Origin of the sequence: Actinomyces sp. HMSC08A09 (assembly GCF_001807465.1) — a bacterium.
In the GTDB taxonomy this organism is placed as follows: Bacteria; Actinomycetota; Actinomycetes; order Actinomycetales; family Actinomycetaceae; genus Actinomyces; species Actinomyces oris.
Genome location: NZ_KV789129.1, coordinates 1 through 3,414, shown reverse-complemented (window position 1 = coordinate 3,414; position 3,414 = coordinate 1). Strand labels below are relative to the sequence as shown.

Here is a 3,414-nt window from a genome sequence, read left to right as displayed (position 1 = left end):
ATGGGTCTGGGCCGGCTGGGGGGCCTGCCCTCGCGGAAGGGCTGGGCGGCCGACCGTCGTGCACTGGTGTGCGGGGTGGTTGGTTGTCTGGTGCTGGCATGAGAGACACGCCCGCTGCTGCCTGTTGGGTGGTGGTGGGTGCCCCCGCGTGCTTGGTGTGTGTGGGGGTGGCATGCTGTCGGGGTTCTGGGGCAGTGCGCCCTGGTTGCCTGGCCCGTGTTCTGCTGCCTTGTGTGGGTGGTGGGAGCCGGGTGTGGGTGGGTTGGTTGTGAACTGTATAGTGGACGCGAGCATCTTACTGTAAGATTTCTGCGACAAAAGTGTTTCTTGTTTTGTTCGTGTGTCTTTGTTGTTTGTTTTTTTGAGCGTTCGGTGGATGCCTTGGCATCAGGGGCCGATGAAGGACGTGGTGGCCTGCGATATTCCTCGGGGAGCCGGCTGGCGGGCTGTGATCCGAGGGTTTCCGAATGGGGGGACCCGGCACGAGTTATGTCGTGTCACCTGCATCTGAATTGTATAGGGTGTGGGGGGTGACGCGGGGAAGTGAAACATCTCAGTACCCGTAGGAGAAGATATTCCGTGAGTAGTGGCGAGCGAAAGCGGATGATGGTTAAACCGTGTGCGTGTGATACTCGGCAGGGGTTGCGTGTGCGGGGTTGTGGGGCTGTTCTGTTTTCTCTTCTGCCGGAGAGGGGGCGCGTGTGCTGATCTGTAGCTGAATCGTCTGGGAAGGCGTGGCGTAGTGGGTGATACCCCCGTAGGCGGAACTGGTTGGTGCGTGTCTGGGACGGTGCCCGAGTAGCACGGGGCTCGTGGAATCCTGTGTGAATCTGCCAAGACCACTTGGCTGCCTGAATACCTCCTGATGACCGATAGTGGATAGTACCGTGAGGGAATGGTGAAAAGTACCCCGGGAGGGGAGTGAAATAGTACCTGAAACCGGGCGCTTACAAGCCGTCAGAGCCTTCCGCGCCTTGTGTGTGGGGGTGGTGGCGTGCCTTTTGAAGAATGAGCCTGCGAGTCAGTGGCGTGTCGCGAGGTTAACCCGTGTGGGGTAGCCGTAGCGAGAGCGAGTCCGAATAGGGCGATTGTAGTGGCGCGTTCTGGACCCGAAGCGGGGTGATCTACCCATGGCCAGGTTGAAGCACGTGTAAGAGCGTGTGGAGGACCGAACCCACCTAGGTTGAAAACTGGGGGGATGAGCTGTGGGTAGGGGTGAAAGGCCAATCAAACTCCGTGATAGCTGGTTCTCCCCGAAATGCATTTAGGTGCAGCGTCGCGTGTTGCCCGGCGGAGGTAGAGCTACTGGGTGGCTGATGGGCCCCACAGGGTTACTGACGTCAACCAAACTCCGAATGCCGTCGGGTTGTAGCGTGGCAGTGAGACCGCGGGGGATAAGCTCCGTGGTCGAGAGGGAAACAGCCCAGATCGCCGGCTAAGGCCCCTAAGCGTGTGCTAAGTGGGAAAGGATGTGCGGTCGCGCAGACAACCAGGAGGTTGGCTTAGAAGCAGCCATCCTTGAAAGAGTGCGTAATAGCTCACTGGTCAAGTGATCGTGCGCCGACAATGTAGCGGGGCTCAAGCACACCGCCGAAGCCGCGGACCCATGACGTTGTTCCCTTCACCGTCCGTCTTGTGCGGGTGGTGGCAGGGGTTGTGGGTGGTAGGGGAGCGTCCTGCACCGGGGGAAGCCTGTGGGTGACTGCTGGTGGACGGTGCGGGAGTGAGAATGCAGGCATGAGTAGCGATACTAGGGTGAGAAGCCCTAGCGCCGAATGACCAAGGGTTCCAGGGCCAGGCTAGTCCGCCCTGGGTGAGTCGGGACCTAAGGCGAGGCCGACAGGCGTAGTCGATGGATGACGGGTTGATATTCCCGTACCGGCGAAGCACCGCCCATGCTGACGCGCGGGTGCTAACCCACGCCCAACCACCAAATTTAGCCGCGCCTACTCCTTTCGGGGGGTGGTGTGGTTGTGGTGGTGGGGTCTGGGGATCCTCCGTGCAGGTAGGCAAGCGTGTTAACAGGGGTGACGCACAGTGGTAGCCCGGCGGACCTGATGGCTTGGTCCGTTCAAGCGCGCAGCCCGTCCTCCAGGCAAATCCGGAGTGACTGCCTCCTTGAGAGGTGAGGGTGAGGCGTGATGGTGACCTCACGCTGGTGGGGGATAACAGGGTGATCCTGGGGTGCCGAGAAAAGCCTCGACGCGATGGTGCCAGCCGCCCGTACCCTAAACCGACACAGGTGGTCGGGCAGAGTATGCCTAGGCGCACGAGTGAATCATGGTTAAGGAACTCGGCAAAATGCCCCCGTAACTTCGGGAGAAGGGGGGCCTGATCCCTGAAGCCCCGTTGCGGGCTAGGGGGGAGGGTCGCAGAGGCCAGGGGGAAGCGACTGTTTACTAAAAACACAGGTCCGTGCGAAGCCGTAAGGCGATGTATACGGACTGACGCCTGCCCGGTGCTGGAAGGTTAAGAGGAACCATCAACCCCCTCGTGGGGTGAAGTGGTGAATTTAAGCCCCAGTAAACGGCGGTGGTAACTATAACCATCCTAAGGTAGCGAAATTCCTTGTCGGGTAAGTTCCGACCTGCACGAATGGCGTAACGACTTCCCCGCTGTCTCAACCATGAGCTCGGCGAAATTGCAGTACGAGTAAAGATGCTCGTTTCGCGCAGAAGGACGGAAAGACCCCGGGACCTTTACTACAGCTTGGTATTGGCGCCCGCTATAGCTTGTGCAGGATAGGTGGGAGACTGTGAAGCCGTTACGCCAGTGGCGGTGGAGTCGTCCTTGAAATACCACTCTGGTTATGGCGTGCGCCTGAACCTGGGCCCGTGATCCGGGTTAGGGACAGTGCCTGGTGGGTAGTTTAACTGGGGCGGTTGCCTCCTAAAGTGTAACGGAGGCGCTCAAAGGTTCCCTCAGCCTGGTCGGCAACCAGGTGTTGAGTGCAAGTGCACAAGGGAGCTTGACTGTGAGACCGACGGGTCGAGCAGGTACGAAAGTAGGAACTAGTGATCCGGCGATCCCGTGTGGGTGGGTCGTCGCTCAACGGATAAAAGGTACCCCGGGGATAACAGGCTGATCCTGCCCAAGAGTCCATATCGACGGCATGGTTTGGCACCTCGATGTCGGCTCGTCGCATCCTGGGGCTGGAGCAGGTCCCAAGGGTTGGGCTGTTCGCCCATTAAAGCGGTACGCGAGCTGGGTTTAGAACGTCGTGAGACAGTTCGGTCCCTATCCTCTGCGCGCGCAGGAGACTTGAGAAGGCCTGTCCCTAGTACGAGAGGACCGGGACGGACGAACCTCTGGTGTGCCAGTTGTCCCGCCCGGGGCACGGCTGGTTGGCTACGTTCGGGAAGGGTAACCGCTGAAAGCATCTAAGCGGGAAACCATCTTCAAGATAAGGTCTCC

1 rRNA gene is annotated in these 3,414 nt (G+C 59.7%); it reads left to right on the top strand.

Annotated elements, in window-relative coordinates:
* Positions 1–349: 349 nt before the first annotated feature.
* A 23S ribosomal RNA gene (locus HMPREF3165_RS08130) occupies positions 350–3,414 on the top strand; the annotation flags it as partial.